Annotated in this window: 24 protein-coding genes; 13 read left to right on the top strand and 11 right to left on the bottom strand. The window is 65.4% G+C overall.

Features of this window, described 5'->3' with window-relative positions; translation table 11 throughout:
- Positions 1-22: 22 nt before the first annotated feature.
- From QCE63_RS05925 to QCE63_RS05915, 3 genes are all read right to left on the bottom strand, one after another.
- The gene (locus QCE63_RS05925) at positions 23-997 is read right to left on the bottom strand and encodes a quinone oxidoreductase (protein ID WP_309831443.1); all 975 of its coding nucleotides are present in this window, start codon (positions 995-997) and stop codon (positions 23-25) included.
- A gap of 29 nt (positions 998-1,026) precedes the next feature.
- Positions 1,027-1,416, bottom strand: coding sequence for a methylglyoxal synthase (locus QCE63_RS05920; protein ID WP_309831441.1), 390 nt, complete (start codon positions 1,414-1,416; stop codon positions 1,027-1,029).
- Between the two features lie 62 nt (positions 1,417-1,478).
- Positions 1,479-2,258, bottom strand: coding sequence for an SDR family oxidoreductase (locus QCE63_RS05915; protein WP_309831439.1), 780 nt, complete (start codon positions 2,256-2,258; stop codon positions 1,479-1,481).
- 316 nt (positions 2,259-2,574) lie between these two features.
- Here QCE63_RS05915 and upp point away from each other — a divergent pair, with 316 nt between their 5' ends.
- From upp to rng, 9 genes are all read left to right on the top strand, one after another.
- A complete protein-coding gene (gene upp / locus QCE63_RS05910; RefSeq protein WP_309831436.1) occupies positions 2,575-3,228 on the top strand; it encodes a uracil phosphoribosyltransferase in 654 nt (217 codons plus the stop codon).
- Positions 3,229-3,579: 351 nt separating this feature from the next.
- Positions 3,580-4,308, top strand: a complete 729-nt coding sequence (locus tag QCE63_RS05905; RefSeq protein WP_309831434.1) for a YebC/PmpR family DNA-binding transcriptional regulator — start codon at positions 3,580-3,582, stop codon at positions 4,306-4,308.
- Positions 4,309-4,610: 302 nt separating this feature from the next.
- Entirely contained in the window at positions 4,611-5,906 is a 1,296-nt protein-coding gene (purD, locus tag QCE63_RS05900) for a phosphoribosylamine--glycine ligase (protein WP_309831432.1), read from the top strand.
- A 140-nt stretch (positions 5,907-6,046) separates the two neighbouring features.
- Positions 6,047-7,006 (top strand): oxygen-dependent coproporphyrinogen oxidase, encoded by a 960-nt coding sequence (gene hemF, locus QCE63_RS05895; RefSeq protein WP_309831430.1) that lies wholly within the window; start codon positions 6,047-6,049, stop codon positions 7,004-7,006.
- A complete protein-coding gene (locus QCE63_RS05890; RefSeq protein ID WP_309831428.1) occupies positions 6,997-7,731 on the top strand; it encodes a nicotinate-nucleotide adenylyltransferase in 735 nt (244 codons plus the stop codon). Before hemF ends, QCE63_RS05890 begins: the two co-directional genes overlap by 10 nt.
- Before the next feature lie 13 nt (positions 7,732-7,744).
- Complete coding sequence (gene rsfS / locus QCE63_RS05885) at positions 7,745-8,194, top strand: ribosome silencing factor (protein ID WP_309831426.1); 450 nt, start codon at positions 7,745-7,747, stop codon at positions 8,192-8,194.
- 40 nt (positions 8,195-8,234) lie between these two features.
- Positions 8,235-8,705, top strand: coding sequence for a 23S rRNA (pseudouridine(1915)-N(3))-methyltransferase RlmH (gene rlmH, locus QCE63_RS05880; RefSeq protein WP_309831424.1), 471 nt, complete (start codon positions 8,235-8,237; stop codon positions 8,703-8,705).
- Positions 8,706-8,771: 66 nt separating this feature from the next.
- Positions 8,772-9,389 (top strand): Maf family protein, encoded by a 618-nt coding sequence (locus QCE63_RS05875; RefSeq protein ID WP_309831422.1) that lies wholly within the window; start codon positions 8,772-8,774, stop codon positions 9,387-9,389.
- 7 nt (positions 9,390-9,396) lie between these two features.
- Complete coding sequence (gene rng / locus QCE63_RS05870) at positions 9,397-10,866, top strand: ribonuclease G (protein WP_309831420.1); 1,470 nt, start codon at positions 9,397-9,399, stop codon at positions 10,864-10,866.
- A 321-nt stretch (positions 10,867-11,187) separates the two neighbouring features.
- Here rng and QCE63_RS05865 read toward each other — a convergent pair whose 3' ends face one another.
- From QCE63_RS05865 to QCE63_RS05850, 4 genes are all read right to left on the bottom strand, one after another.
- Complete coding sequence (locus QCE63_RS05865) at positions 11,188-11,529, bottom strand: hypothetical protein (RefSeq protein ID WP_309831418.1); 342 nt, start codon at positions 11,527-11,529, stop codon at positions 11,188-11,190.
- Positions 11,530-11,672: 143 nt separating this feature from the next.
- Positions 11,673-11,948 carry a hypothetical protein gene (locus QCE63_RS05860; protein WP_309831416.1) on the bottom strand — a complete coding sequence of 92 codons (276 nt, stop codon included), beginning with the start codon at positions 11,946-11,948 and terminating at the stop codon, positions 11,673-11,675.
- A 61-nt stretch (positions 11,949-12,009) separates the two neighbouring features.
- Entirely contained in the window at positions 12,010-13,728 is a 1,719-nt protein-coding gene (msbA, locus tag QCE63_RS05855) for a lipid A export permease/ATP-binding protein MsbA (RefSeq protein WP_404990116.1), read from the bottom strand.
- Positions 13,729-13,906: 178 nt separating this feature from the next.
- Positions 13,907-15,184: an O-antigen ligase family protein gene (locus QCE63_RS05850; protein WP_309831413.1), complete on the bottom strand. Its 1,278-nt coding sequence runs from the start codon at positions 15,182-15,184 to the stop codon at positions 13,907-13,909.
- A 168-nt stretch (positions 15,185-15,352) separates the two neighbouring features.
- Here QCE63_RS05850 and QCE63_RS05845 point away from each other — a divergent pair, with 168 nt between their 5' ends.
- Together QCE63_RS05845 and QCE63_RS05840 are read left to right on the top strand one after the other, a co-directional pair.
- Entirely contained in the window at positions 15,353-16,348 is a 996-nt protein-coding gene (locus tag QCE63_RS05845) for a glycosyltransferase (protein WP_309831411.1), read from the top strand.
- A 54-nt stretch (positions 16,349-16,402) separates the two neighbouring features.
- Positions 16,403-17,164 (top strand): glycosyltransferase family 2 protein, encoded by a 762-nt coding sequence (locus QCE63_RS05840; RefSeq protein WP_309831408.1) that lies wholly within the window; start codon positions 16,403-16,405, stop codon positions 17,162-17,164.
- 15 nt (positions 17,165-17,179) lie between these two features.
- On the opposite strand, the gene QCE63_RS05835 is transcribed toward QCE63_RS05840, so the two are convergent.
- Both QCE63_RS05835 and dnaE read right to left on the bottom strand, forming a co-directional pair.
- The gene (locus tag QCE63_RS05835) at positions 17,180-18,253 is read right to left on the bottom strand and encodes a glycosyltransferase family 4 protein (RefSeq protein ID WP_309831406.1); all 1,074 of its coding nucleotides are present in this window, start codon (positions 18,251-18,253) and stop codon (positions 17,180-17,182) included.
- Entirely contained in the window at positions 18,253-21,819 is a 3,567-nt protein-coding gene (gene dnaE, locus QCE63_RS05830) for a DNA polymerase III subunit alpha (RefSeq protein WP_309831404.1), read from the bottom strand. The genes QCE63_RS05835 and dnaE overlap by 1 nt, the downstream gene beginning before the upstream one ends.
- A gap of 210 nt (positions 21,820-22,029) precedes the next feature.
- Here dnaE and QCE63_RS05825 point away from each other — a divergent pair, with 210 nt between their 5' ends.
- The gene (locus tag QCE63_RS05825) at positions 22,030-22,893 is read left to right on the top strand and encodes a sulfurtransferase (RefSeq protein ID WP_309831402.1); all 864 of its coding nucleotides are present in this window, start codon (positions 22,030-22,032) and stop codon (positions 22,891-22,893) included.
- A 10-nt stretch (positions 22,894-22,903) separates the two neighbouring features.
- Positions 22,904-23,782 carry a tRNA glutamyl-Q(34) synthetase GluQRS gene (gluQRS, locus tag QCE63_RS05820; protein ID WP_309831400.1) on the top strand — a complete coding sequence of 293 codons (879 nt, stop codon included), beginning with the start codon at positions 22,904-22,906 and terminating at the stop codon, positions 23,780-23,782.
- A gap of 56 nt (positions 23,783-23,838) precedes the next feature.
- On the opposite strand, the gene QCE63_RS05815 is transcribed toward gluQRS, so the two are convergent.
- Both QCE63_RS05815 and QCE63_RS05810 read right to left on the bottom strand, forming a co-directional pair.
- Entirely contained in the window at positions 23,839-25,338 is a 1,500-nt protein-coding gene (locus tag QCE63_RS05815) for a DEAD/DEAH box helicase (RefSeq protein WP_309831398.1), read from the bottom strand.
- 705 nt (positions 25,339-26,043) lie between these two features.
- The gene (locus tag QCE63_RS05810; RefSeq protein WP_309831396.1) at positions 26,044-26,418 is read right to left on the bottom strand and encodes an MliC family protein; all 375 of its coding nucleotides are present in this window, start codon (positions 26,416-26,418) and stop codon (positions 26,044-26,046) included.
- Positions 26,419-26,504: the final 86 nt, after the last annotated feature.

The raw sequence follows: 26,504 nt of genomic DNA, 5'->3' as shown, positions 1-26,504 counted from the left end.
CACGAACCGTCCCGCGCCCTCGTCAGGGCAGCAGGATGGTCGACCCGGTGGTGCGGCGCGCTTCGAGGTCTTCGTGCGCGCGGCCCGCCTCCGCCAGCGCATAACGCTGGCGCACGTTGGTCTTCACCTTGCCCGAGGCCACCACGTCGAACAGTTCCGCCGCCATGGTGTCGAGATCGCTGCGTTTGGCGATATAGCTGAAGAGCGTCGGACGCGTGAAGAAGAGCGAGCCGCGTCCGGCGAACTCGGACGAATCGATCGGCGGCAGCGGCCCCGACGAATTGCCGAAGCTCACGAACAGGCCCAGCGGCGCGAGGCAGTCGAGCGAGGCGATATACGTGTCCTTGCCGATCGAGTCATACACCACCGGCACGCCCGCGCCGTTGGTGATCTCGCGCACGCGCTGCGTGAAGTTGTCGCGGGTGTAGACGATCGGATGGTCGCAGCCATGCGCCTTCGCAAGCTCGGCTTTCTCGTCCGAACCCACGGTGCCGATCACGGTCGCGCCCAGCGCCTTGGCCCACTGGCACGCGAGCATGCCGACGCCGCCCGCCGCCGCGTGGATCAGCACGGTATCGCCCGGCTGCACGCGATAGGTCCGGCGCAGCAGATACTGCGCGGTCAGCCCCTGGAGCATGATGGACGCGGCATCTTCATAGCCGATCGCGTCCGGCAGCTTCACGACGTAATCCGCCGCCATCACGCGCTCTTCGGCATACGCGCCCGGCGGACGCGACGCGTAGGCCACGCGGTCGCCCGGCTTGAACTGCGTGACGCCCTCGCCCACCGCCGTGACCTCGCCCGCGCCTTCCATGCCGAGTCCGCCAGGCAGCGGCATCGGATAGAGGCCAGTGCGGAAATACACGTCGATGAAGTTCAGCCCCACCGCATGATGCTTGACGCGGATCTCGCCCTTGCCCGGCGCGCCCACCTCCACGTCGACCCATTTCATCACTTCCGGGCCGCCGGCCTTGTCGAATCGGATTGCCTTGGTCATCGCTCGTTCACCTCCATCACGGATTGGGTTCAGGACGCCCGCGCAAGGCGCAGGCGCAAGTCGTCGAGCAGCATGCGCGCCGTCGCGATATTGGTCGCGCACGGCACGTTGTGCACGTCGCAGGCGCGCACCAGCGCGTTGATGTCCGGCTCGTGCGGCTGCGGCGTCATCGGGTCGCGCAGGAAGATCACCATGTCGACGCGCCCTTCGGCCAGCTCCGCGCCGATCTGCAGGTCGCCGCCGTGCGGGCCGGACAGCTTGCGCTCGACCTCCAGCCCGTGCGCCGCCGCGATGCGGCCGCCCGTGGTGCCCGTGGCCACGAGGCTGCATTGCGCGAGCGTGGCGGCGAACTCGCCCGCCAGCGTGACGATGTCGTCCTTCTTCATGTCGTGCGCGATCAGCGCGACGCGTGTGCTCATGTGCTCCGTCCTCCTGTCATTGTCGTTATGGTGTTTCCGATGTTTCTGATGTTTCCGATGTTTCAATACGTGCCCGGATAGGCGCCGCCGTCGATCAGCAGGTTCTGCCCGGTGATATAGCCCGCATGCACGCTGCACAGGAACGCGCAGGCGCGGCCGAATTCCTCCGGCGTGCCGAAGCGTCCCGCCGGCAGACTCTCTGCGCGGCGCGCGCGGATGTCGTCGATGGACACGTTCTGCGCCTTCGCCTGTGCTTCCATCGTCACGCCGATGCGGTCCGTGTCGAAGGTGCCCGGCAGCAGGTTGTTGATGGTGACGCCCGTCGCCGCGACCTTGCGCGCGACCCCGGCGACGAAGCCGGTCAGTCCCGAGCGCGCGCCGTTCGACAGACCGAGCACGTCGATCGGCGCCTTCACCGAGGAACTCGTGATGTTCACGACGCGCCCGAAACCGCGCCCGATCATGCCGTCGATGGTCGCCTTCATCAGTTCGATCGGCGTCAGCATGTTGCCTTCCAGCGCCTTGATCCACATCTCATGCGTGAAGGTGCGGAAGTCGCCCGGCGGCGGCCCGCCCGCGTTGTTCACCAGAATGTCCGGCGCGGGGCAGGCGGCGAGCGCGGCGGCGTGGCCGGCGGGCGTCGTGATGTCGCCCGCGACGGTCTTCACGTCCACGCCGTATTGCGCGCGAATGTGCGCAGCCGTCGCCTCCAACGTCTCCGCGGTGCGCGCGGTGATCACCAGATTCACGCCTTCGGCGGCGAGCGCCTCCGCGCAGCCGCGTCCCAGTCCCTTGCTTGCCGCACATACGAGCGCCGTGCGCCCTGCGATTCCCATGTCCATCGTGCTGTTCTCCGTGATCGTTCGGCACGCGAAGCGGGCGCTGCTCGCACCCCGCTCTCGCTGCCCGGGTTCATCCATCGCGCAATTCTAGAAGAATCGGGGCGGCAACGTCGGGACTTGCCTCGGCGCAGGCATGCGACGCCGCGCAATTCTTCTTAGGCGCGGGCGGCCTTTTCGGTAAACTGTCGCCACTGTCCGCGCGAGACGCACCCGGCGTCAGCGCTTCGAAATCGCGCCGGACCCGCCGTTGCGTTGCGCCCCAGGTGCGACCCGGCAGCCCATCACACGAGCAGGACGCGCCGCGCGCGCGAGACCCATGACACACGACAGCCGCTTTCCCAATCTCTTCATCCTCGATCACCCGCTGATCCAGCACAAGCTCACGCACATGCGCGACAAGGACACGTCCACGCGCACCTTCCGCGAGCTGCTGCGGGAAATCACGCTGCTGATGGGCTATGAAATCACCCGCAACCTGCCGCTGACGACCAAGCGCGTGGCCACGCCGCTCGTCGAGATCGACGCGCCCGTGATCGCCGGCAAGAAACTCGCGATCGTGCCCGTGCTGCGAGCGGGCATCGGCATGTCGGACGGCTTGCTGGACCTGGTGCCGTCGGCGCGCGTCGGCCATATCGGCGTGTATCGCGCGGACGATCACCGCCCGGTCGAATACCTCGTGCGCCTGCCGCCGGATCTGGAGGAGCGCGTCTTCATCCTGTGCGATCCGATGGTCGCCACCGGCTATTCGGCGGTCCATGCCGTCGACGTGATGAAGCGCCGCAAGGTGCAGAGCGAGAATATCGTGTTCGTCGCGCTGGTCGCCGCGCCCGAAGGCGTCAAGGTGTTCCAGGACGCGCATCCGGACGTCAAGCTCTACGTCGCCTCGCTCGATTCGCATCTGAACGACCACGCGTACATCGTTCCGGGCCTGGGCGACGCCGGGGATCGCCTGTTCGGCACGAAGAACTGAGTTTTTCCCCGCCCGCTTCCAATCCTGCAAACCGCCGCGCCCTTCGCGCGGCGGTTTGCATTTACGCCCGCATTTGCGCGTTTTTGCGCCGAATCGACGAAATTTCCTGCGGTTTCGCGCCGCTTCCCCCGTCCGGTTCGCGCGCACGGGTACTGGGGACGGGCGCCTCCATGCTAAAATTTCGGTCTGTTCCCAATCGGGTCGGCAGCACCGGACAGCACCTGGGCGGTCTGCGCGCCATCCCGTCACACGCCCACGCCGGAACGCAGCGGCCGACGGCACGGAACCACACATTCAGCACGACAGCACACTAGGCGCCGGAGCCAAGCCCGCGCGCGACGGAGAAAGGTAATGGCGGGTCATTCGAAATGGGCCAACATCAAGCATAAGAAAGCCGCGGCCGACGCAAAGAAAGGCAAGGTCTGGACACGCCTCATCAAGGAAATCCAGGTTGCGGCGCGCATGGGCGGCGGCGATGTCGATTCGAACCCGCGCCTGCGTCTGGCCATCGACAAGGCCTATGACGCCAACATGCCGAAGGACAACATCAACCGCGCCATCCAGCGCGGCGTCGGCGGCGTAGATGGCGCCAACTACGAAGAAATCCGTTACGAAGGCTATGGCATCGGCGGCGCGGCGATCATCGTCGACACGATGACGGACAATCGCACCCGCACCGTCGCGGAAGTGCGCCACGCGTTCTCGAAGTTCGGCGGCAACATGGGCACGGACGGCTCGGTGTCGTTCATGTTCGATCACGTCGGCCAGTTCCTGTTCGCGCCCGGCACGGCGGAAGACGCGCTGATGGACGCCGCGCTCGAAGCCGGCGCGGATGACGTGGTCACGAACGACGACGGCAGCATCGAGGTCGTCTGCCCGCCGAACGATTTCCAGAAGGTGAAGGACGCGCTCGAAGCCGCCGGCTTCAAGGCGGAACTTGCCGAAACGACGATGAAACCGCAGACCGAAGTCGAGTTCAGCGGCGATGACGCGGTGAAGATGCAGAAACTGCTCGACGCGCTCGAAAATCTCGACGACGTGCAGGAAGTCCACACCAACGCGGCGATCAACGAGGACTGAGCTTCGGATCGCCTGGGGCCAGGGTGAACGCGCCCTTGCCCACGAATGGAACGTCTTTCGCTTCGGCATGATGGGCGAAGCGTGGCCGAAGCGGCGCCGCCGGATGCAGGCGGCGCGGCATCGCCCGAGGAAGGCGCGTGACGCTGCCGCAGTCCGCGCGAGCCGCCTTCTCCACGGGATGCACGCCGCCCGCGACCGCCGCCGTCCGATGACGGGGCCCATGCGCCCGCCGCCTTTTCTCAAGCCGCTTTACCGCTCGCTTTTACGCTTTTACGCCTTTAGTCAGGATTTCGGGGATTCACATGAAGTTACTCGTCGTCGGTTCCGGCGGTCGTGAACATGCACTCGCTTGGAAGCTTGCGCAATCGCCGCGCGTGCAGGTCGTCTATGTGGCGCCGGGCAACGGCGGCACCGCGCAGGACGAACGTCTGCGCAACATCGACATCACGGACCCGGCGGAACTCGCTGATTTCGTCGAGCGGGAGCATGTCGCGTTCACGCTCGTCGGTCCGGAGCAGCCGCTCGCGGCGGGCATCGTCAACCTGTTCCGCTCGCGCGGGCTGAAGATCTTCGGGCCGAGCAAGGAAGCCGCGCAACTCGAAAGCTCGAAGGACTTCGCCAAGGCGTTCATGAAGCGCCACAGCATCCCCACCGCCGAGTACGAAACCTTCTCCGACGCCGCCGCGGCGCACGCCTACATCGACACCAAGGGCGCGCCGATCGTCATCAAGGCCGACGGCCTCGCCGCCGGCAAGGGCGTCGTGGTCGCGATGACGCTGGAAGAAGCGCACGGCGCCGTCGATTCCATGCTCGCCGACAACAAGCTGGGCGATGCCGGCGCGCGCGTCGTGATCGAGGAATTCCTGGCCGGCGAGGAAGCCAGCTTCATCGTGATGGCGGACGGCAAGCACGTGCTGCCGCTCGCGTCCAGCCAGGACCACAAGCGCCTGTCCGACGGCGATCGCGGCCCCAACACGGGCGGCATGGGCGCCTATTCGCCCGCGCCCATCGTCACGCCGCAACTGCACGCGCGCGTGATGCGCGAGATCATTCAGCCGACGGTGCGCGGCATGGAAAGCGAAGGCATCCGCTTCACCGGTTTCCTGTACGCGGGCCTGATGATCGACGCCAACGGCAACCCGAAGACGCTCGAATTCAACTGCCGCATGGGCGACCCCGAGACGCAGCCGATCATGGCGCGCCTCAAGGGCGACTTTTCGAAGGTCGTGGAAATGGCGATCGACGGCAAGCTCGACGCCGTGGAACTCGACTGGGACCGGCGCACGGCGCTGGGCGTGGTGCTGGCGGCGCACAACTATCCGGAGACGCCGCGCAAGGGCGACCGCATCAACGGCATTCCGGCGGAAACCGAGCAATCCGTGACTTTCCACGCGGGAACGACGCTCGCCGACGGCAAGCTGACCACCGCCGGCGGACGCGTGCTGTGCGTGGTCGGTCTGGCGGATTCCGTGCGCGGCGCGCAATCCGTGGTCTACGATACAGTGAACCAGATCTCCTTCGACGGCATGCAGTACCGGCGGGACATCGGCTATCGCGCGCTGAACCGCAAGCACGATAAGCCGGAAAAGCACGGTTGATCCGGGCCTGACGCGGCCCGTGCCGCACGAGTACGCACGCTGCCGGACCTCGCGTCCGGCAGCGTGCTTTTGAGAGTTGCGCGACGGAGGGGTGAGCCCCGTCCTATCATGGCCGCTGAAACGGCGTAATCCAGCAATCGATGAGTGAAACGAACCGCACCGCACAGAACCACGGCGAATCCGGCACAGCCTGCGATATCGCGGCCGTGCGCGCCTACCTGACGGGCTTGCAGACGCGCATCGCCGACGCGCTCGGCGGGTTCGACGGCACGCCCTTTGGCACCGATGCCTGGACCCGCGAACCCGGCGCGCATCTGCGCGGCGGCGGCGTGACCCGCATCCTGGAAGGCGGCGGATTCTTCGAGCGCGGCGGCATCGGATTTTCGGATGTGCAAGGCGACGCGCTGCCGCCCTCCGCGAGCGCCGCGCGCCCGCAACTGGCCGGACGCGGCTTCGAGGCGCTGGGCGTCTCTCTGGTCATGCATCCGCGCAATCCACACTGCCCGACCGTGCACATGAACGTGCGCATGCTGACGGCGCTGAAGGCCGGCGAAGCGCCCATCTTCTGGTTCGGCGGCGGCATGGACCTGACGCCGGTGTACGGCTACGAAGACGACGCGCGGCATTTTCACGAGACCTGCCGCGCCGCGCTCGATCCATTTGACACGCAGTTGTACCCGCGCTTCAAGACCTGGTGTGACGAGTACTTCTACCTGAAGCATCGCAACGAACAGCGCGGCATCGGCGGAATTTTCTTCGACGACTTCTCCGAACCCGGTTTCGAGGCGTCCTTCGCGATGATGCGCAGCGTCGGCGACGCGTTCCTGAACGCCTACCTGCCGATCATCGAGCGCCGCCGCGACACGCCCTATTCCGAACGCGAGCGCGAATTCCAGGCCTACCGGCGCGGCCGCTATGTCGAATTCAATCTGGTGTTCGACCGCGGCACGCACTTCGGCTTGCAGAGCGGCGGCCGGACCGAGTCGATCCTGCTGTCGATGCCGCCCGAAGCGCACTGGCGCTACGACTGGAACGCGGAACCGGGCACGCCTGAAGCACGGCTGGTGGAGGATTTCCTGGTGCGGCGAGAATGGCTGTAAATTTGCCTGTAAAGCCGCCTGTGAATCCGCCGTGCGTCAAGCGTATCGGACTGCTCGGCGGCACCTTCGATCCCATCCACAACGGGCATCTGGCGCTGGCGCGACGCTTCGCCGAAGTGCTGCGGCTGACCGAACTCGTGCTGTTGCCGGCGGGTCAGCCGTGGCAGAAGGAAGGCGTGTCGGCGCCCGAGCACCGGCTGGCGATGACGCGCGCGGCGGCCCGTTCGCTTTCGATACCGGGCGCGGCCGTGACCGTCGCAACCGACGAGATCGATCGCCAGGGCGACACCTATACCGTCGATACCCTGGCGCGCTGGCGCGAACGCGAAGGCGCCGACGCATCCATCTCGCTGCTGATGGGCGCGGATCAGCTGGTCAAGCTGAACTCGTGGCATCGGTGGCGCGAGCTGTTCGAGCATGCGCACGTGTGCGTGGAAACGCGCGCCGGCTTCGACGTGGCTACCCTGCCCGCCGAAGTCGCCATGGAGCTCGAACTGCGCCGCGCTTCGCCTGAAACATTGCAGGCGAGCGCGCACGGTCACATGCTCATCGACGAAAGCCTGCTGCTGGACGTGTCCGCCACGTCCATCCGCGAAGCAGCCCGCACGATGCGCGACGCGCAGGCGCCGGACGAGTTGCCGGAACAGCACGCCCGCGCCCGCGCCGAGGTCCCGGCGGCCGTATGGGACTATATTGTTCAACATCATTTGTACCGGACACGGTAAAGACACCCCGATCATGGAAATTCAAAAGCTGCAACGCGCGATCATCGACGGTCTGGAAGACGTCAAGGCGCAAGACATCAAGGTCTTCAACACCACTCACCTGACCTCGCTGTTCGACCGCGTGGTCGTGGCGAGCGGCACGTCGAACCGGCAGACCAAGGCGCTCGCCAACAGCGTGCGCGAGAAGGTCAAGGAATCTGGCGGCGAGATCATCAGCACGGAAGGCGAAGAGGTCGGCGAATGGGTGCTGGTGGACTGCGGCGACGCGGTCGTGCACATCCTGCAACCGGCGCTGCGCCAGTACTACAACCTCGAGGAAGTCTGGGGCGACAAGCCGGTGCGCGTGAAGCTCCAGAAGCCGAACATGTTCGGCGGCGCGAACGTCACCGCCGACGACGAAGACGAGGACGAAGAAGACGCGAAGCCGGCCGTCAAGCGCGTCGCCCGCAAGCGCGCGTCCTGAGCCACATGAGCTGCTTGAGCCACATGAACCGCGCGGTTTCATGAAGCTCGTCATCCTGGCCGTCGGACACAAGATGCCCGACTGGATCACCAAGGGCTTCGACGAGTATGCGAAGCGCATGCCGCCCGAATTGCGCATCGAGCTCAAGGAAATCAAGCCTGAGCAACGTTCTTCGGGACGCAACGCCGAGAGCGTGATGGCGGCGGAGAAGCAGCGTATCGAGGCCGCGTTGCCGAAGAACGCGCGGATGGTCGCGCTGGACGAACACGGCCGCGACTGGACCACGATGCAGCTGGCGCACGCCCTGCCCGGCTGGCAGCAGGAAGGCCGCGATGTCGCGTTCGTGATCGGCGGCGCGGACGGGCTCGATCCCGCTGTGAAGTCACGCGCCGAACTGCTGTTGCGCGTGTCGAGCCTGACCTTGCCGCACGGCATGGTGCGCGTGCTGCTCGCCGAACAGCTTTACCGCGCGTGGAGCATCACGCAGAATCATCCTTATCATCGCGCGTGAGGCGGGTCGGCGGTTGAATCTCGAGGCCGCGCAGTCTCGCGTGCGCACTCCTGATCTCATTCGACGATGCCCACCTCCTATTCCTTCGTTTATCTCGCCTCCCAAAGCCCGCGTCGCAAGGAGTTGCTTGCTCAACTCGGCGTGCGTTGCGAATTGCTGCTGCCCCGTCCCGATGAAGATGCCGAAGCGCTCGAAGCCGAGCTGCCCGGCGAAGACGCCGCCGCCTATGTCGTGCGGGTGTGTGCGCTGAAGGCGCAGGCGGCGCATGCACGCTTGCTCGCGGGCGGTCATCATGAGGCACCGATCCTGGTCGCCGATACGACCGTGACCATCGACGGCCTGATTCTCGGCAAGCCGCTGCATGAGGACGACGCGGTGGCGATGCTCGAACGTCTGGCCGGCCGCGAGCATGAAGTGCTGACGGCGCTCGCCGTCGTCGATGCGCACGGCACGCTGCTCGCACCGGCGCTGTCGCGCTCGACGGTGCGCTTCGCGCCCGCGAGCCGTGCTGCGCTGCAACGCTATGCCGCCACCGGCGAGCCGCTCGGCAAGGCCGGCGCCTACGGCATCCAGGGCCGCGCGGCGGAGTTCATCGAGCGAATCGACGGATCCTATTCGGGTATCATGGGTCTGCCCCTTTTCGAAACCGCAGCACTCTTGCGCGTGGCGCGCGTCGAATTCTAAACAGGCCATGAACGAAGAAATCCTGATCAACGTCACACCGCAGGAATGCCGCGTCGCACTGGTTCAGCAAGGTGCGGTTCAGGAACTTCATGTCGAGCGCACGCTGTCGCGCGGGCGCGTCGGCAACGTCTATCTGGGACGCGTCGTGCGCGTGCTGCCGGGCATGCAGTCCGCGTTCATCGACATCGGTCTCGAACGCGCCGCGTTTCTGCACGTCGCCGATATCTGGCATCCGCGCATTGCGGGCGAATCGCACGCGTCCACGCCGCATGTGCCGATCGAGAAGATCGTCTTCGAGGGCCAGTCGCTGATGGTGCAGGTCGTGAAAGACCCGATCGGCACCAAGGGTGCGCGCCTCTCCACGCAGGTGAGCATCGCGGGACGCACGCTGGTTTATCTGCCGCAGGAGCCGCATATCGGCATCTCGCAGAAGATCGAGAGCGAAGCGGAACGCGAGGCCGTGCGCGCGCGGCTCACGGCCGTGTTGCCCGCGGACGAGAAAGGCGGCTATATCGTGCGGACCATCGCCGAAGATGCGACGAGCGAAGAACTGGCCGCCGACGTCGCCTATCTGCGCAAGACCTGGGCGACCATCGTCGCGCAGGCGCAGCGCGTGCCGCCGACCACGCTGTTGTATCAGGATCTGAATCTGTCCCAGCGCGTGCTGCGCGACTTCGTCAACGACGAAACCACGCGCATCCAGGTCGATTCACGCGAAACCTATCAGATGCTCGCGGACTTCGCGGCCGAGTTCACGCCGGCGGTGGCTTCGCGTCTGCATCACTACACGGGCGAGCGGCCGCTGTTCGATCTGTACAACATCGAGGCGGAGATCCAGCGCGCGCTGTCTCGGCGCGTGGACCTCAAGTCGGGCGGCTATCTGATGATCGACCAGACCGAGGCGATGACGACCATCGACGTCAACACGGGCGGTTATGTCGGCGCACGCAGTTTCGACGACACCATCTTCAAGACCAATCTCGAAGCCGCGCATACCATCGCGCGGCAATTGCGGTTGAGGAATCTGGGTGGGATCATCATCATCGATTTCATCGACATGGAGAATGTCGAGCATCGGGATCAGGTGCTGGGCGAGCTGAAGAAGGCGTTGTCGCGCGATCGCACGCGGGTGACGGTTAATGGGTTCTCGCAGCTCGGGCTGGTGGAGATGACGCGCAAGCGTACGCGCGAATCGCTCGCGCATGTGCTGTGTGAGCCGTGTCCGGTGTGTCAGGGCAAAGGGCAGGTCAAGACGCCGCGCACGGTGTGTTACGACGTGCTGCGCGAGATCATGCGCGAGTCACGGCAATTCAATCCGAAAGAGTTTCGGGTGGTGGCTTCGCAGCAGGTTATTGATCTGTTTCTCGAGGAAGAATCGCAGCATCTGGCGATGCTGATGGATTTCATCGGCAAGCCGGTGTCGTTGCAGGTGGAGAGTAATTTGTCGCAGGAGCAGTATGACATTGTGTTGATGTGATCGATTGCTCACGCGCGATCACTCTTACGTCTTCCCCATTTCGCGCCGCGCCATTCGGCGGTCTTCCTGCCTCATTTGCATCATGCAATCCCGATCGCTCGGCCATGGCAACATGATTCGCGAGCATTCTTCTTGACTGTAGGCGGCAAACCGTGTGCCGACAACCGCGTCTCGTGCCCTGACGATATTCGTCTGTCTCTACGGTCCGACCTTGGTACTCCATCCTTGCGCGGATGGCCGGAAACAGGTCCGGTATGCGGTCGCCGGACATGCGAGTTCCATCTCGCTCGTGGTGTGTTCGGTCCTGATCGGCGCGACGCATCATGAATCATCCTTCCACGCAGACGAACGGACATAAGGCAGCATGTCGACAATGGCGACCTGCACGCATGTCAATCTCACATCGAGGCCGACGTTCGGCAGCAGATCAAGCTTGATGAAACCGTCCACGCGCGACAACGTCATCTCCATGATCGTCGCCTCTTCGAGCATGGCATCGAGATCAATCTCCGATTGCCGCACATCGAGGCAATCAATCACGACGATTCGATCCACTTGTCCGTCCGTGGGCGGCGGCCCATAGCAGCTGTGAGGCCCTTCGAGCCGCACGTCTATTATGGTTCGCATTAGCCCGTGAGGAAGCTCTTGATCATCGAGTCCCATGCGAGTCTTGCGCCCCCTTCTCATGCACAAGGACCGCACGGCCGAATCATGAAAAGGCGAATGAGCGCCCGGATGCGTCACCAACACCTCGGCGTTCGTCGCCAGTTCCCAACCCCAGGTCCGGGTTTCAACGCGACCGCCCCTCAATGCGCCGCCACAATCAACCGCCAGCGAACCGCCTCCCAGCTCGGATGCTGATGATGATTCTGCGGCGGCAGCGGATGTCCTTCGGTGGACACGGCATTGTGACCGCAGGTTTCGCATCGGTAGATGCCGGAAAACGGCGTCGCGTGTCCGGGATCGTAAAGCGCACCGAATACCGCGTGGTCGCTCTGATCGAGATACTGGGAAAACCGGTAATACGCCATAGGGACGATTTGACTCGCTTGAAAGCCGCCATCATCCCGTTTGCCGCGCAACGTGTGAACGCGATATTTCTTATGTTTCTACGCAGCAAACTTCCATGCGAACCCCACCGAATCAAGCCGCCTGCTGCTGATACTGGATCCGATGCAAATGCGCATACAAGCCATCCTTGCGCAGCAATTCGGCATGACTGCCCTGCTCGGCAATCCGTCCCGCCTCCATCACGAGAATGCGGTCCGCCCGCTCGATGGTCGACAGCCGATGCGCGATCACCAGCGTCGTGCGCCCCTTCATCAGCGTCTCGAGCGCCGACTGCACATATCGCTCCGACTCGGAGTCCAGCGCCGACGTCGCCTCGTCGAGAATCAGGATCGGCGCGTCCTTGTAGATCGCGCGCGCGATGGCCAGACGCTGACGCTGCCCACCCGACAAGCGCATGCCATTGCCGCCGATCAAGGTATCGATTCCATCCGGCAGCGCACTCACCACGTCCGCGAGATTTGCCGCCGTCAGCGCCGACATCACCCGGTCGCGATCCGGCGTCTGCCCATACGCGACGTTTGCCGCGATCGTGTCGTTGAAGAGCACGACATCCTGACTCACCATCGCGAGCTGGCCGCGCAGGTCGTGCAGGTTGTAATCGGAGAGGGGCACGCCGTCGACGAGCACCTGTCCGCCGCGCGGATCGAAGAAGCGCGGCAACAGGTTCACGAGCGTCGTCTTGCCGCTGCCCGACGGACCCGCCAGCGCCACCATCTCGCCCGGCGCGACCTTGAACGACACGCGGTCGAGCGTCGGCCGGTCCGCCGAGCCATACGCGAAAGTCACGTCACGGAACTCCACTTCGCCGCGCGCGCGCTCGAGCGGCTTGCCGCCGCCCTCGGGCTCGGCGGGCTCGTCGATCAGCCCGAAAATCAGCTCCGCCGCGGTCATGCCACGCTGCATCGGCTGATTGATGTCGATCAGATGCTTGAGCGGCGAAATGACGAGCAGCATCGACGTGACGAAGGCCACGAAGCCGCCCACCGTCGTCTGGTCGCTCGCTGACTGCACCACCGCGATGGTGATGACAATGGCGAGCGCAATCGACGCGAGGAACTGCGTCAGCGGCTGCGCGAGTCCGCCCGAGACCTGCATGCGCATCGCATAGCCGCGCAGACGATGACTCATCTCGGTGAAGCGGCCCATCTCATACGGCTCGCCGTTGTGCACCTTCACGACCTTGTAGCCGCCGACCGTCTCCTCGACGATATACGACAGCTCGTTGGTGAGCGTCTGATGCTCGCGATTCAGGCGGCGCAGACGCCGGTTGATCTTGCTGACGAGCCAGCCGATGGCCGGCAGGATCACCGCGACGATCAGCGTCAGACGCCAGTTCAGGATGAACAGATAGCCGAGCAGGAACACGACCGTCAGCGAATCGCGCACCAGGGTCACGACGACGCTCGACAGCACGCTCAGGATCTGGTTCACCTCGAAGACGACCGCGTTGATGATCGTGCTCGCCGTCTCGCGCTGGAAGAAGCCCGCGCTGGTGTGGATCATGCGGTGGAACATTTCGAGCCGCAGTTGCAGCAAGATCTTGTTCGTCACATAGGAGAGGAAGTAGCCCGACGCATATTGCGCCGAGCCGCGCACCAGCGCGAGGCCGATCACGGCGGCCGGCACGAGCCATTTCGCGTGGTCGCTGCCTTTCGCACCGAAGCCGTGATCGAGCAGCGGCTTGAGCAGCATCGGAATGCCGGCCTCGCTCGCCGCGACGATGCCCATGGTCAGCAGGCCCAGCAGCACCATGCCCATCAGCGGGCGGATATACGGCCATAGCCGCTTCATGACGGCCGTCGGCGACGAACTTTCCGTGCCGCCGATCGGCTTGCGCAAACTTGCTTGCTTGTTCAAGAGCGTATCTCCACTTCGCCCGGCGGCTGATTTGTCCTGCCGCGCGGCGCGTGTTGGTGTCGTTGGTGTTTTTCAGGGGCTCCGGCCGCCTGGCCAGATGGCGATCAGCCGATCAACCGATCGGACCACGCCCCGGTTTGCCCCGCGGCTCGCGCGTGTCGTGCGTGATGACCGCGAGCAGCACGGCCCAGATGAGCGCGATGAGTGCGGTGCTCATCACCACCGTGAACACGTCGATGCTCAAACCGAAGATGATAACCGACCCCGACACCGCGATGCCGCAGTACGCGGCCGTCGATACATCGCGATGCGGCGACTTCCTGTAGCGCACGAAGTACACCAGCGGCCCGGCATACAGCAAGCCCAGGCACACGACGCCCAGCGCGCCCAATTCCGAGATGGTCGAGAAGAACTCGCTGTGGGCCCGCTGGTTGACGATATAGGCCGGCACCTCGCCCTGCTTCGCCAGATCGCGCAAGGACGACTCCAGATGCCCCTTGCCGACGCCCGTGAGCGGATGAGCCTCGAACAGGTGAATCGACGCGCGCCACAGCAGCAAACGCGCCCCGATCGAGCTGTAGGCGGTCGAGCCTTCCGCCAGCTGCGTGACATCCGACTGGGTCGCGAGAACGCGCTCGCGGCCCAGCGGCGACGCGAACAGCGCGGCCATCGCCAGCACTACGACCAGCAGCGCGACGATCCAGTGCCGCGCCTGCCTGACCCAGCCGAAATTCAGCGAGCACAGCGCGAGAAACAGCGGAATCGCCAGCCAGCCGCCGCGCGTGCCCGACAGATAGGACGCGTAGACGCCGCCCGCCAGTCCCAGCATCTTCACCGCCCGCCCCACGCGCCGGGCGAGTGCATTCGGATAATCGTCCCAGCGGATCGTCATCACGGAAAGAAAGCCGAGCAGCAGCGCAGTGTTGCCGTAGGGAATCGGATTGGTGAAGGTGTTGCCGAGCCGGTTGATGTCGTTGACCGTCATGTGAATGCTGCTGTCCACGGCCCACACGCCCGCGCCGATGGCGCCGAGCGCGCAGCCCCAGCCGAGCGCCTTCAGATGCCGGATGGGCAAGTTCACCAGCAGGAGAAAGATGGGCAGGCTCAGCGTGAAGCGCGACATGCCGTCGAATTCGCGCGGCAGGAAGTAGCCGTCCGTTGCCTGTTGCAGCGGCAGGTAGATCATGAAGCCCAGCATGCCCACGGTGTACCAGGGGTAGGCGCTGACGAGCAGGCTGCCCTTGAGCCGGAACGCGCGGCTGAAGCCCGCGAAGAGCGCGATGGCAAGCAGCACGAAAAAGCAATAACCGGTTCCACCCCGTACGACGAGCGTGCTCGCGGGCGCCAGCAAGACCATGCTGGCAATGACGTAACGAAGATTTTTTTCCAAATCGTGAACCTGACAGGGGTGGACCGGCCGGCGGCGGTCGCGCATCCCAAAAACCCGCGTTATTATAGCCGCTGGCGCCTGGCACGCTCTTCGCTCAGAGACTGCTCGAGGAACTTTGAAGTCATAGCCGGCAAGGCGCTCCAGCCATCCACGCGTTGTGAAACTGAAATGCCAGCGACACCTCAAGACACGCCGGGCGCGCCGCTCGCAAGTTTCCTGCTTATCACGTTCAATCAGCAGAATACCGTCGCCGATGCGATCCGCGGCGCCGTCGCGCAAACCTGGGCGCCGCTCGAAATCCTCATCTCGGATGACGCCTCCAGCGACGCCACCTTCGCCGCCGCCGAGGCATGCGTGCGCGAGTATCGCGGTCCGCACGTCGTGCGGCTGTATCGCAACGAGAAGAATCTCGGCATCAGCGCGCATCTGAGCGCGCTGGCCGCGCGCGCCTCGGGCGAGATGCTGTTCATCGCGGCCGGCGACGACATCTCGCGGCCCGAGCGGGTCGAGCGCGTGATGCGCGTGTGGCTCGACAGCGGCCGGCGCTACGACCTGATCGCCACCGACCTGCAGGATCTCGACGCCAGCGGCCAGACGCACGACGTGCTGCGCGTCACCGATCTCGACGACTATCGCAGCTTCGACGCGTGGTCGGGCAAGCGGCCGCATCTGGTCGGCGCGGCGCACGCCTGGGCGCGGCGGCTGTTCGACGCATTCGGCCCGATCGCGCCCGGCATCTACGGTGAGGACCAGATCATGGCGTTCCGCGCCATCATGAGCCGGGGCGCGCACACGCTGCACGAGCCGCTCGTGCTGTACCGGCGCGGCGGACTTTCCAGCAAGCGGCGCTTCCGGACGCCGGCTGATTTCGTCGCGCGCATCCGGCTCGCGAACCTGAACGGCTCGGGCGAGACCCGCCAGCTTCTGAGCGATGCCGACAAGGTGGGCGTCGGCGCCCAGATGCGCGCGCTGCTCGCGACCAAGTCCGCGCGCGAGTCCTACGTGAGCGCGATGTTCGGCGCGGGCTCGGTGGGCAGCAAGCTGGCGCTGCTCGCGCGGGCCACGGAGGTCAGCTCTGGCTTTCGCGTCAGAATGTTTGTCTACGCGACCTGTCCGTGGCTGTTCTCGCCATTCTTTTTCCTGAAGTGGCACTTGCGCGGATAATCGCGCAAGTCCGCTCACAGCCTCTTCCGGCGCGCGCCGCCTTTCTACCGCCCCATGACTCTTCCGACGCTCGGCATCGCCATCATCACGCACAATGCCGCCGCCCGGCTCGCGCAGTGCCTGCAGGCCGTCTCCTTTGCCGATGAGATCGTCGTCGTGGACGGCGGCAGCAGCGACGCGACCGTGGGCATTGCCGAAGCGCATCGGGCGCGTGTGATCGTCGCGCGCGACTGGCCCGGCTTCGGCCCGCAGAAAAATCGCGCGCTCGACGCCCTGTCGACCGACTGGGTGCTCTCCATCGACGCCGACGAGATCGTGACGCCCGAACTCGCCGCTTCGATTCGCGCGGCCATCACGGATCCGCAGGCGGACGTCTACGCAGTGGACCGGCTATCGAGTTTCTGCGGCGTATGGGTGAAGCACAGCGGCTGGTATCCGGACTGGATTCCGCGTCTGTTCCGGCGCGGCACCGCACGCTTTTCGCCGGATCTGGTCCACGAACGGCTCGTGCTCTCGACGAGCAAGCCCGTGGTGCGCCTGTCCGGCCGGCTGATGCACTACTCCTACGAGGATTTCGAAGCCGTGTTGCGCAAGCTCGACGCGTATTCGACCGCCGGCGCCGAGCAGCGCCACGCCGCCGGCAAGCGCGGCAGCTTCGGCATTGCGCTGACGCGCGGCGCGTGGGCGTTCGTGCGGACGTATGTGCTGCGGCGCGGTTTTCTCGACGGCCGCACGGGCTTCATGATTGCGCTCTTCAACGCGCAGACGGTGTATTACCGGTTCCTGAAGCTCGCGCACATGAATGAGTTCCGCTGAGTCCGAGCTGGAAACTCAGCGCGCGTTGCCCGCGATGCCGCGCGCCAATTCGACCAGCGCGCCGACGTGCGACGCCACTTCCGCGTCGTAGCGCACCGCGTCGGCGCCCACGCGTTCGCCGGGGCGGCGTGACTCGATGGCGGCCTGCACGGCGCGGCGCAGATCGTCCGCGTCGCCGGACCGGAAGACGTGTTTGGCGTGCTCCGCAATGGCGTCACAGCAGCCGATACACGCCGGAAAGATCACCGGCGTCCCGCACATGACCGATTCGATGCCGACCAGCCCGAACGGCTCATAGCTCGACGCGAGGATGGTGAAATCCGCGGCGCGGTAGGCATCCTCGATGTTCTTCACGTAGCCGATATAGCGCACGTTCGCGGCGGGCGAATCCGGCGCGCGGCCCGCGACGGCCACCACGACGTTCATGCCGGCCAGCGCCTGTTCGATCAGCGGCAGGCCCTTGCGCTCGTGACTGCTCGACGGAAACAGCAGCACCGTCTCGCCTTCCCGGAAGCCGAACTGTTCGCGCAGACGCGCGCGCGCGGCGGAGTCCGCCGGTGCGAAGCGTGCGCGATCCACCGGCGGATACAGCACGCGAATCTTCGCGGAATCGATGTGATAGAGCGTGCGCAGTTCGTCGGCCATCATGTCCGAATGAGCGACGATCACCTTTGCCTGCGCGTATTGCCGGCGTTCCAGCGCGATCTGCCGCGTATCGGATTTTTTCTCGCGCCGCCCGGTGGCGCGCAGGAAGCCGATATGCGTGCCGCCGCAGATCGCGATTTCCGATCCTTCGACGCGATTGCAGCCGATCAGCACATCCACCTTCGCTTTCTTGCGGGCGCGCTTCAATGCCCACGAGAAATAGGCGTCGCGCAGCTTGCCCGGCAGAAACGACACCTTGATGCGATGCGCGTCGACCAACTTGCTTTCCGGCAGCGAAGTATCGATCTTGCGTGCGAAGAATGCGGGCTTGTGGCGGCCTTCGAAGCCGGCGGCGGCGAGGCCGCGCACGAGGTCCATCGCGTAGCGTTCGAGACCGCCGGAATGCTTGAGCGCATTCGCCGAAATGCCGAGACGCAGCGGCATCAGTAGACGATCTCGATCGCGCTGCCCGCGAACTCGCCGCGCAGCGCCAGGATGAGCTCGTCGGTAGGCTTGACGCGCCAGGCGTCGCCCAGACGCACTTCGCCTTCCGCATGCTCGCTGCGATACACGACGCTCACATTCAGGCCGTTCGGGATAGGCGCGGACTGCCGCGAGCGGCCGCTTTCACGTCCTTCGCGTCCTTCGCGTCCTTTATCACGGCCGCTCTCGCGCGCGGGCGGCGGCGCTTCGCCCTGGGCGCCCGCTGCATGCGCTTCGAGCACGCGGCGCAGGCGCAGCGAATCCGCGTTGCCGTTCATCTCGACCTTCACGGACTGCGCGTAGCGGCTGCGGGCGCGCTCGAGATCCATCGCGGTGTCGACGGTGAAGCGGATGCCGCCCGTAAAGGCGTCGTTGCGCGCCATGCCCTGCACGACGAGCAACTCGTCTTCCTTGAACAGCGCCTTGTTCGCCTCGAACTGTTCGTTGAACACGGTGACTTCGCACTGGCCGCTGCCGTCGTCGAGATTGACGATCAGCATCTTGCCGCGCTGGGTCATCTGCGTACGCATCGAGGAAATCACGCCCGCAATCAGTTTGTCGCGCCCTTCCTTCAACTCGCCGACCTTCTGGCGCACGAAGCGCCGCACTTCGCCCTTGTAGGCGTCGAACAGGTGACCCGACAGGTAGAAGCCGAGCGCCGTCTTCTCTTCCTGCAGGCGCTTCTTGTCCGACCACTCCGCTTCCTCGACATACTCGTGCTTCGCGAGCGGCGCGTCGCCCATGTCGAAGAGACCGGCCTGCATGGCATTCGCGGCCGCCTGGTCCGCGGCTTCCATTGCCATGGGCACGGAAGCGAGCAGTTGCGCGCGATTCGCGTGCATGGTGTCGAACGCACCCGCGCGGATCAGCGCTTCCACCGTGCGACGGTTCACGACGCGGCGGTCGATGCGCTCGCAAAAGTCGAACAGGTCGGTGAACGGCCCGTCCTCGCGCGCGCGCAGGATTTCCTCGATGGCGTTCTGTCCGCTGCCCTTGATCGCGCCGAGGCCGTAGCGGATGGTCTTCGAGCGCGCGCCATTGGCTTCCGCGACGGGCTCGAAGCGGTAGGCCGACTGGTTGATGTCCGGCGGCAGCACCTTGAGACTGTTGGTCGCGCAGTCCTCGAAGAGGATCTTGACCTTGTCGGTGTCGTCCATGGCGAGCGACATGTTGGCCGCCATGAATTCCGCCGGATGATGCGCCTTGAGCCAAGCCGTGTAATAGGCGAGCAGCGCATAGGCCGCCGCGTGCGACTTGTTGAAGCCGTAGCCCGCGAACTTCTCCATCAAGTCGAAGATCTCGTCGGACTTGGCGCGCGCGAGGCCGTTCTTCGCCGCGCCTTCCGCGAAGATCTCGCGATGCTGCGCCATTTCCTCGGCCTTCTTCTTGCCCATCGCGCGACGCAGCAAGTCCGCGCCGCCGAGCGAGTAGCCGCCGATGATCTGCGCCATCTGCATCACCTGCTCCTGGTAGACCATGATGCCGTAGGTCTCTTTCAGGACAGGCTCGACACGCGGATCCGGATACTCGACAATCTCGCGCCCGTGCTTGCGCGCGCAGAAGCTCGGGATCAGGTCCATCGGGCCTGGACGGTACAGCGCCACCAGCGCGATGATGTCCTCGAAGCGGTCCGGCTGCGCGTCCTTCAGCATGCCTTGCATGCCGCGGCTTTCCAGCTGGAACACGGCGACCGTGTTGGCCTTCTTCAGGATGGAGAACGAAGCGGGATCGTCGAGCGGCACTTGCGCGAGATTCCAGTCCTGCTTCGAAGGATCCAGACGGCGGATGTAGCGCTCGGCCCAGTCCAGGATGGTGAGCGTGGTCAGGCCCAGAAAGTCGAACTTGACGAGGCCGACGGCTTCCACGTCGTCCTTGTCATACTGGCTGACGACGCCGCCGTCCTCGCCCTGCGTATAGAGCGGGCAGAAATCCGTGAGCTTGCCCGGCGCGATCAGCACGCCGCCCGCATGCATGCCGACGTTGCGCGTCAGCCCTTCCACGCGCTGCGCGAGTTCGAGCAGCTGATGCACCTCGTCTTCGGCGTCGAAGCGTTCCTGCAGCGTGGGCTCTTCCTTCATCGCGTCCGCGATGGTCACGTGCTTGCCCGGCTTGAACGGGATCAGCTTCGCGACGCCGTCGGTGAACATGTAGCCGAGATCCAGCACCCGGCCGATGTCGCGCACGGCGGCCTTCGCGGCCATGGTGCCGAAGGTGGCGATCTGCGACACGGCAGCCGCGCCGTACTTGCCCTTCACGTACTGGATGACGCGGTCGCGGCCTTCCTGGCAGAAGTCGATGTCGAAGTCGGGCATCGACACGCGTTCCGGATTCAGGAAGCGCTCGAACAGCAGGTTGTAGCGCAGCGGGTCCAGGTCCGTGATGCCGAGCGCATACGCGACCAGTGAGCCCGCACCCGAACCGCGCCCCGGACCGACCGGCACGCCATTGTTCTTGGCCCACATGATGAAGTCGGCGACGATCAGGAAGTAGCCCGGAAAGCCCATCTTGATGATCGTGCCGCACTCGAAGTCGAGCCGCGCGTAATAGGTTTCGCGCTGCGCGTCGCGTTCGGCGGTGTCCGGATACAACTGCTCCAGACGGACTTCGAGCCCTTCCTTCGACAGCTGCACGAGGTAGTCGTCCAGCGACATGCCGTCCGGCGTCGGGAACAGCGGCAGCTTCGGCTTGCCGAGTTCGAGCGTGAGGTTGCAGCGCCGCGCGATCTCGACCGTATTGGCGAGCGCGGAAGGAAGGTCCGCGAACAGCGCGCACATCTCGTCCTGCGTGCGGAAAAACTGGTCCTGCGTGAAGCGCTTCTGGCGGCGCGGATTGGCCAGGATGTCGCCTTCCGAAATGCACACGCGCGCTTCGTGCGCGGTGAAGTCGTCGGGCGTCATGAACTGCATCGGATGCGTGGCGACCACCGGCAGGCGCAGTTTCGCCGCGAGCCTCACCGCTTCCTGGATATACGCCTGCTCGCCCGGCTGGCCGGCACGTTGCAGTTCGATATAGAACGCGTCCGGAAACAGTTTCGCCCAGCGTTCCGCGTGACGTTGCGCGCTGGCCGCATTGCCGGCCGCGAACGCCATGCCGATATCCCCCGTCTGCGCGCCGGACAGCGCCAGCAGACCTTCGGCGAGCCCCTCTTCGAGCCACTCGGTCAGCACCTCGGCGCGGCCGCGATACTGGTTCGTCAGCCATGCGCGGCTCAACAGCTCGCACAGGTTGAGATAGCCCTGCTTGTCGCGCACGAGCAGGAGCAGGCGCGCGGGCTTGTCGCGGTCGGCAGGATTGGTGATCCAGACGTCGCAACCGGCGATGGGCTTGACACCCTTACCACGCGCTTCCTTGTAGAAACGCACGAGCCCGAAGGCATTGCCGAGGTCGGTCAGCGCGAGCGCGCCCTGACCGTCTTGTGCGGCAGCTTTGACGACGTCGTCCAGCCGCACGATGCCGTCGGCAATCGAGAATTCGGAGTGGACGCGGAGATGAACGAAGCGGGGATCTGACATGGCGGTATTGTACATGCGGGTCGGTGGCGCGAACCGGCGTGCGGGCGCGCTGACCGAACGGACAAGGCCCTCGCGGCGAGGCCGGCTTGCGCGAACGCAAGGCCGCGTGGATCAATCGGACAAGCCTTCGAACGCGTGCGCCGTTTGCGAGATAATACGGCCTTTGCGCGGTTGCTTCCGGCCGCACTTTTTACCCGTTACAGCCGTTTCGCGCGTCGTCCGATCATGAGCATCCTGAACCTCTCCGCCTATAAATTCATCACCATCGAAGACGGCCCGGCCTGGCGGCCGCTCGTCACCGAACGCTGCAATGCGCTCGGGCTCAAGGGCACGATCCTGCTGGCGCCGGAGGGCATCAATCTTTTCGTCGCCGGGCCCGTTGCCGAAGTCCGCGCCTTCATCGACTACCTGCGCGGCGACGTGCTCTTCGGCGGCCGTTTCGCCGACCTGCAGTTCAAGGAAAGCCTCTCCGAAAAGCAGCCGTTCCGCCGCATGCTGGTGAAGCTCAAGCGCGAAATCATCACGATGAAGAAGCCCGCCATCAGGCCGGAACTCGGCCGCGCGCCTTCCGTCGATGCCCCCACGCTGAAAGCCTGGCTCGACCGCGGCCACGACGACGCAGGCCGTCCGGTCGTGATGCTCGACACGCGCAATGCGTTCGAGGTCGATGTCGGCACGTTCGAGCACGCGCTCGACTACCGCATCACGAAATTCAGCGAGTTTCCGGAAGTCATCGAGCAGAATCGCGCGGATCTCGAAGGCAAGACGGTCGTGTCGTTCTGCACCGGCGGCATTCGCTGCGAGAAGGCTGCGATCCACATGAAGGAAGTGGGCATCGATCACGTGTATCAGCTCGAAGGCGGCATTCTCAAATACTTCGAGGAAGTCGGCGGTGCGCACTACACGGGCGAGTGCTTCGTGTTCGACTACCGCACCGCGCTCGACCCTGCTCTCCAGCCGACCGCCACCGCGCAGTGCTTCGGCTGCCGCGCAGTGGTGCCGGCGGAGGCGCAGAAGTCGCCGTACTACACGCCCGGCAAGACGTGTCCCGCGTGTCATCCGGACGCAAAATCCAGCCAGGCGGCCTGAGCCACGCCCGATGACCTACCGCGGCCGCTTCGCGCCCTCGCCGACCGGCCCGCTGCATGCCGGCTCGCTCGTGAGCGCGCTCGCGAGCTTCCTGGATGCGCGCGCGCACGGCGGCAGCTGGATCGTGCGGATCGAGGACGTCGATGCACCGCGCACCGTCGCCGGCGCCGCCGACGAGATGCTCGCGACGCTCGCGCATTTCGGCATGCAATCGGACGCGCCGCCGGTCTGGCAAAGCACGCGCGACGCCGCGTATCAAGCCGCGTTCGAGCGCTTGCAGGCAGCGGACCTCGTCTATCCATGCGGCTGCACGCGGCGTGAGATCGCGGATTCGCTCGTGCAGGCTCATGCGCGCCACGCGACGCTCGCCTATCCCGGCACGTGCCGCGACGGCCTGCATGGCAAGCCCGCGCGCGCGTGGCGCCTGCGCGTGCCGGACGGCGACGCGGCGCGGATCCGTTTCGTCGATCGCTGGCAGGGTCCACAGACCCAGAATCTCGCGACCGAAGTCGGCGATTTCGCGCTGCGGCGCGCGGACGGTCTGTGGGCGTACCAGCTGGCGGTCGTCGTCGACGATGCCGAGGCCGGCATCACGCACGTCGTGCGCGGCGCCGACCTGCTCGACTCCACCGCGCGGCAGATTTACCTGCAACAGTGTCTCGGCGCGCCGACTCCGGACTACCTGCACGTGCCGGTGGTCAACAGCGCGAGCGGCGAGAAGCTCAGCAAGCAGACGGGCGCGGCGCCGTTGGACCAACACGCGCCGCTTGGCGCGCTGATCGAGGCCGCGCGGCATCTGGGCATCGAGGTGTCGGCGGATACGCTCGACGCCTTCTATCGCGCGGCGACCAGCGAATGGGCCAAACGCTACGGCCCCGACGCACGATAGAAAAAGGCAGCCGCGCGGGCTGCCTTTTTTATTCACTCAGCAATGCAATCAGGACATCACGACGGCTTGCGCGGCATCCCCAGCCCGCCGAGCAACGCCGCGAGCGGCTGCTTCGGCGTGCTCTTGCGTTCGGGCTCGACCGCTTCGTCCTGACGTTTCATCGCTGACGGCGACGGCTCGTACGGCTTCAGGAAGAACTCGTCGACAGGCTGCTGGCGGCCGCGCGGACGATCATGCCCGGCCGGCCCGCGGCGGCGCGCACCGTCCTCGCGCGGCGCGTGACGATGCTCGCTGCGCTCGCCCCGCTCCGCACGGCCGAAGTGCTCTTCACGACGCGGCGCAGGCGAAGTCGAACCATCACGACGCGCGGGCATTTTCACTTCGAGCGGCTCGACTTCGAGCGGACGCTTGATCAGCTTCTCGATGTCCGCCAGTTGCTTGCGCTCGTTGGCGCTGCACAGCGAAAGCGCGTCGCCCGATGCGCCCGCGCGCCCCGTGCGGCCGATGCGGTGCACATAGTCTTCGGCATTGAACGGCAAATCGAAATTGATGACGGCCGGCAGCTCGACGATGTCTAGCCCGCGCGCGGCCACGTCGGTCGCGACCAGCGCCTCGACTTCGCCGCGCTTGAACGCGTCGAGCGCCTGCATGCGCTCGCTCTGCGAGCGGTCGCCGTGGATCGCGGTGGCGATGATGCCGTCGCGTTCCAGCACGCGCGCCAAACGGCTCGCGCCGATCTTGCTGTTGCAGAACACGATGACCTGCTTGAGGCCTCGGTCGCGGATCAGTTGCGCGACCGCGCCCGACTTGTCGCTCTCATGGACTTCGTAGACGATCTGCCGCACGTTCGCATTGGTCGAGTTGCTGCGCGCGACCTCGATGGTTTGCGGGTCGCGCAGATAGGTCGACGCCAGCTTCTTGATTTCAGCCGAGAAGGTGGCCGAGAACAGCAAGGTCTGGCGCTCCTTCGGCAGCAGGTTCAGGATGCGCTGCAGGTCCGGCAGGAAGCCCATGTCGAGCATGCGGTCGGCTTCGTCGAGCACGAGCATCTGCACCTGGCCGAGATTCACCGTCTTCTGCTGGACGTGATCGAGCAGACGTCCCGGCGTTGCAATCAGGATCTCGACGCCGCGGCGCAGCGCGTCCGATTGCGGATTCATGTCGACGCCGCCGAACACCACCGTGCTGCGCAGCGGTGTGTGCTTCGAGTAGGTCTGCACGTTGGCGGCGACCTGGTCGGCGAGTTCGCGCGTCGGCGTGAGCATCAGCGCACGCACCGGATGGCGCGCGGGCGACGCGCTGGTGTTGGCGTTCGGCAACAGGCGTTGAATGATGGGCAGCGAAAAGCTGGCGGTCTTGCCGGTGCCGGTCTGGGCGGCGCCCATGACGTCGCGGCCGGCGAGCACGACCGGAATGGCCTGTGCCTGGATGGGCGTCGGCGTGGTGTAGCCGGACTCGCGCACCGCTTTCAGGATGTCGGCGGACAAACCGAACTGGTCGAACGTAGGCGCGGCGGCCTCGGCGGTGGACGGGTTCGTGGCGACGGAATCGGACATGGTGACTATATTGGCTATCGCTAAAAATCCGCTCGATGCGGAAACGCTCGATGCGGAAAGCGTAAGGAACCGGTCGATCTGGCGCAACCGGTGGCTTCGGTGGCCTCAGTGCCATTCGGTCCAGTCCGGGTCCAGTCCGGTTCCCTACGCGGATGTGTTTCGGTGCGCTCGCGGCGCGTCGGACGCGCGCGGGCGCGTGGTGCCGGGCACTGCGTTCATGAGCGAGCCCGGGTCGCCCTGTTCAATTGCGAATCTGCGCGTTGCGAGTCGGCGGCTTGCAGATCTGCGTCGATGGAACACGCTTTCCGTGACGTTTCCATGGCAGCGTCGCCGCCGGACGGAGAAGCGTTGCCGGCCGGTTGATCGCCATGCAGCGGGCGAGTGCGCCGTTCCGCTGCATGGCCAGCCAGCCATTTCAGCGGCAGACTACGGCCACGTCTGGTTGGCCATGATCCTTTGGCCATGAATCTTGGGCCGCTCGCGCCTGGCTCCACCGGCGTGGCAGCAAGCTGCGCCACCACACCCGTACTGCCCGACCACGCGCTTACCGAGGCCGTAAAGCCCCACATTGTAGCACCGCCTGCACAAGCGCTTCGGCCGCATCGGCGCGCCCGCCCGGAGCGGTGCGCAGCCTGCCGCGCGCCCGGCGAGGATCCGATAGCCTGCTTTCCGGCCGTACTGGCCGTAATGGCCGCACTGGCTGTACTACTTGCGCTCGACGCAATCCGCCAGCAGCGGCGGCGAGTCTTTCGGGGGATTGGCGGGATCCTCGTCGTAGAGGGTGGCCTGCGGGCCCTTGGTCCACCATGTGTACCGGTCGGCGACGTACCTCACGCCCGATGCCGCGATGACACCGACGAACAGCAGCTTGCGCCCGTCGACGGTCAGCGCCGCGAAGCTCTGATCATTCCGCGCATTGGTGTACTGCACGGATACGGTCTTGCCGTCCTTGCAGTTGTAGCGCACGGTTTGCGTCGAATTGGTCTGGATCTGCGGAACCGTCAGCGGCATCGCTTGCGCGGCCTGGGTGCCCAGCCACCCGAGCATCACGGCGATTGCGAATGCGGGAAGTGTCTTCATCGTTCGTTTCGGGTTTGTTTCGGGTTTGTTTCGGGATTCGTTGCGGGATTCGTTGGAGATCGACGCCGCGTCGCCGGTTGCGCATC

This window comes from Caballeronia sp. LZ065 (assembly GCF_031450975.1).
Taxonomy (GTDB): domain Bacteria; phylum Pseudomonadota; class Gammaproteobacteria; order Burkholderiales; family Burkholderiaceae; genus Caballeronia.
The sequence above is the reverse complement of the archived record's forward strand: the minus strand, read 5'-3'. Positions and strand labels throughout refer to the sequence as shown.

Bases quoted from the DNA above. Each gene is read 5' to 3' on its own strand.
- rng (WP_309831420.1), top strand. From the start codon at position 9,397: ATGAACGAAGAAATCCTGATCAACGTCACACCGCAGGAATGCCGCGTC.
- QCE63_RS05840 (WP_309831408.1), top strand. From the start codon at position 16,403: ATGACTCTTCCGACGCTCGGCATCGCCATCATCACGCACAATGCCGCC.
- QCE63_RS05865 (WP_309831418.1), bottom strand. From the start codon at position 11,529: ATGGGACTCGATGATCAAGAGCTTCCTCACGGGCTAATGCGAACCATA.
- QCE63_RS05835 (WP_309831406.1), bottom strand. From the start codon at position 18,253: ATGCCGCTGCGTCTCGGCATTTCGGCGAATGCGCTCAAGCATTCCGGC.
- dnaE (WP_309831404.1), bottom strand. From the start codon at position 21,819: ATGTACAATACCGCCATGTCAGATCCCCGCTTCGTTCATCTCCGCGTC.
- gluQRS (WP_309831400.1), top strand. From the start codon at position 22,904: ATGACCTACCGCGGCCGCTTCGCGCCCTCGCCGACCGGCCCGCTGCAT.
- QCE63_RS05925 (WP_309831443.1), bottom strand. From the start codon at position 997: ATGACCAAGGCAATCCGATTCGACAAGGCCGGCGGCCCGGAAGTGATG.
- rsfS (WP_309831426.1), top strand. From the start codon at position 7,745: ATGGAAATTCAAAAGCTGCAACGCGCGATCATCGACGGTCTGGAAGAC.
- upp (WP_309831436.1), top strand. From the start codon at position 2,575: ATGACACACGACAGCCGCTTTCCCAATCTCTTCATCCTCGATCACCCG.
- QCE63_RS05875 (WP_309831422.1), top strand. From the start codon at position 8,772: ATGCCCACCTCCTATTCCTTCGTTTATCTCGCCTCCCAAAGCCCGCGT.
- hemF (WP_309831430.1), top strand. From the start codon at position 6,047: ATGAGTGAAACGAACCGCACCGCACAGAACCACGGCGAATCCGGCACA.
- QCE63_RS05845 (WP_309831411.1), top strand. From the start codon at position 15,353: ATGCCAGCGACACCTCAAGACACGCCGGGCGCGCCGCTCGCAAGTTTC.
- QCE63_RS05810 (WP_309831396.1), bottom strand. From the start codon at position 26,418: ATGAAGACACTTCCCGCATTCGCAATCGCCGTGATGCTCGGGTGGCTG.
- QCE63_RS05890 (WP_309831428.1), top strand. From the start codon at position 6,997: ATGGCTGTAAATTTGCCTGTAAAGCCGCCTGTGAATCCGCCGTGCGTC.
- QCE63_RS05905 (WP_309831434.1), top strand. From the start codon at position 3,580: ATGGCGGGTCATTCGAAATGGGCCAACATCAAGCATAAGAAAGCCGCG.
- purD (WP_309831432.1), top strand. From the start codon at position 4,611: ATGAAGTTACTCGTCGTCGGTTCCGGCGGTCGTGAACATGCACTCGCT.
- msbA (WP_404990116.1), bottom strand. From the start codon at position 13,728: ATGAAGCGGCTATGGCCGTATATCCGCCCGCTGATGGGCATGGTGCTG.
- QCE63_RS05915 (WP_309831439.1), bottom strand. From the start codon at position 2,258: ATGGACATGGGAATCGCAGGGCGCACGGCGCTCGTATGTGCGGCAAGC.
- QCE63_RS05920 (WP_309831441.1), bottom strand. From the start codon at position 1,416: ATGAGCACACGCGTCGCGCTGATCGCGCACGACATGAAGAAGGACGAC.
- rlmH (WP_309831424.1), top strand. From the start codon at position 8,235: ATGAAGCTCGTCATCCTGGCCGTCGGACACAAGATGCCCGACTGGATC.
- QCE63_RS05815 (WP_309831398.1), bottom strand. From the start codon at position 25,338: ATGTCCGATTCCGTCGCCACGAACCCGTCCACCGCCGAGGCCGCCGCG.
- QCE63_RS05825 (WP_309831402.1), top strand. From the start codon at position 22,030: ATGAGCATCCTGAACCTCTCCGCCTATAAATTCATCACCATCGAAGAC.